This window comes from Wolbachia endosymbiont of Tuta absoluta (assembly GCF_059414725.1).
The window spans coordinates 1-2,369 of the sequence record NZ_JBNRJY010000576.1; the positions used below are offsets into that span (position 1 = coordinate 1).

General features: G+C 37.6%; 1 pseudogene. It reads right to left on the reverse strand.

Features of this window, described 5'->3' with window-relative positions:
- A pseudogene (locus ACJ5GX_RS06400) lies at positions 1–106 on the reverse strand (lipoyl(octanoyl) transferase LipB); the annotation flags it as partial.
- Positions 107–2,369 lie beyond the last annotated feature (2,263 nt).

Here is a 2,369-nt window from a genome sequence, read left to right on the forward strand (position 1 = left end):
CAAAAGCTGCTATTTTTTCTTCTACTCCGTTGTTGTTCACCCAAATGCCTATTCTATCTTCCTTAAATTCCCCAAGTATATTAAAGTGTTTTAAAACATTTATGATCGATCCATCAAAAATTCCATTCTACTTTTGCCGGACGTTATTAAGGCATCAGATTAACACAAGACAGGATGTTCTTATAGTCTAGATAGCCACCGGTCCGTTCCCTGGAGAATGCGCTGTAATTATCTCTTTCTTTCTTCAGACTTATGTAATGAAAATTCCGCCTCTTGTAGAAAGAAATAAATTCTAACTAGTACACTTGTTACTAATTTATACGGTGAGTGTTGAGACCATTTCAAGGTTGAACTGAACAACAATCGAAAAACTTTTGTTGTAGGTAACTACAACTATAAGAAAATTTAAATAGGATTTGATATTTCCCGAAGAAATATATTACTCTGCTGATTTGTTAGAAATTCTAAATTAATGAGTTTAGTTTCTTGAGCTAAGTAATGTCACCAATGGCTTCGCAATCGGTACACTTACTAGCCCAGTCTTTCTTACTTTTCGTGTGGGACACCGAGTCATCCAAGGACCCGATGAACCCTGGTGTCAGAGTTTTTCAACCGCTTACTACCACTAGTAGGCCTCTGACATGGTTGTGTTACGACTGCCGTCTAAGTAATCATAGACAGCAACGGAACCATTTTTATGGTTTTATTTTGCACTCACAGTGCTATATTACTTTCATAAATGAAAATAAGAAATCGAAAAAATGTTAGCAGAGGCCGTATCCTTTGACCCAGGACCGTAGAAAACCAACTGAGCAACTACCGGCGCGTCGACTGCTACTACCAAATTTTCAATCTTTGATGCTCGTCTCGAAGCGAAAGTTACATTCATCATTTCAACATTTATTTAAACACTAGTTCATTCAGGAACGTTCGTATATTTGATATCCAACAAGAAAGAAGAAGATTTCATGAGGTTTTTAATACATTTTATATATATAGATATAGGCCTCTCCCTATTGGGAGGTATTGCCATACTCACGACGCTTGGCAAGCGGATTGCTTATACAGGAAACACTGCTGCCCATTCCCGGGATGAAATTATCACTCAGTCGGTTTTTACAACACCCACTGGTTGTATTGGGGTGATGCTTTTCTAGGACGGCATCACAAAGAAAGAGCTTTTTAATAATAGTCAGAAAATCGTATTCCTGGCGAAACCGCGATAAAACAAAAAGTTTCAAATTTAAATCGTAGTCATGATTTTTACATCATTTCACTTTATATGCAGTCCTAAGTGTGTGGCCGATTTATAAAAAGCACATTGTATCGTAGCGATTGGGATTATCGGCTATTGCGGATACATGTTATGAATATTTTAGCAACTTGGGGTGAAACCGGCAAATATTTGCGCAGGCGTTCGTTTTGCACTTGACGAGGATAAGGCGGGAAATTAGGAAAGTTGGTATAAACTGGTTGAAAGACTTTCGAACAAATAAAACTCAAACGTGTTATGTGAAGAAAATAACCCACAATACTCGTTCTTTGTTTTTTTATATGATTTTGGTATTTCATACAAATATTACGAAGCCCTCGAAGTAAAGTCAAGCCACGACACGACATTCGTTCTTTAGATTTTTTTTAAATACAATTATACTTCAAATAAGCTGAAGTGATGTTCTTTAGTAATTTTTTTTTGTGTAGTTCCAATATTGCGCACTACGATTGCAGAGGATTGTGCCCATCAATGGAAATCTCATGGAATTTAATGATGTTAATTGATACACAAACAGAAGATATTTGATTTGTCCTATCTGAAAATGTAATAAAGAGTTTTAAAACACGAATGAGTAGACAAATAAAGAACGGAAAAACGTTGATATCACAGTTCTGTCCTGTCACGAATGGGATAATTTACCAGGCCGGCTTCCATTTGTCATGTTTATACATGAAAAAATATCTGGGCTAGGTCGGTGTCGCCCCCGAATTTATCCAAATTGGCCCGCGCGGGAAATCACAGTCACGACCCGTTTACCCTTTAACGTTTTCATTTTCAACAACGAACAACAACACATTAGTTGTTTCACTCATATGACCCAATGACGATTGGACCCAGTGGGTCTAATTGGTGAAATTGCATACTACCTACTGAACCCGCTACTAATGAGTCCCACTGACAAAATAAGGTTAATGCAGTCTCAAAGGATGTTTTTTTTATGTTTATTAAGGTTCCGTACCCAAAGGGTAAAAACGGGACCCTATTACTGAGACATCGCCGTCAGTCCGTCTGTCACCAGTACCTATCGCATCAACTACATTGATCGATCGTGCTTTTGTATGGGAGGTCGAATATTTTTTGTCGTTTCCTGATA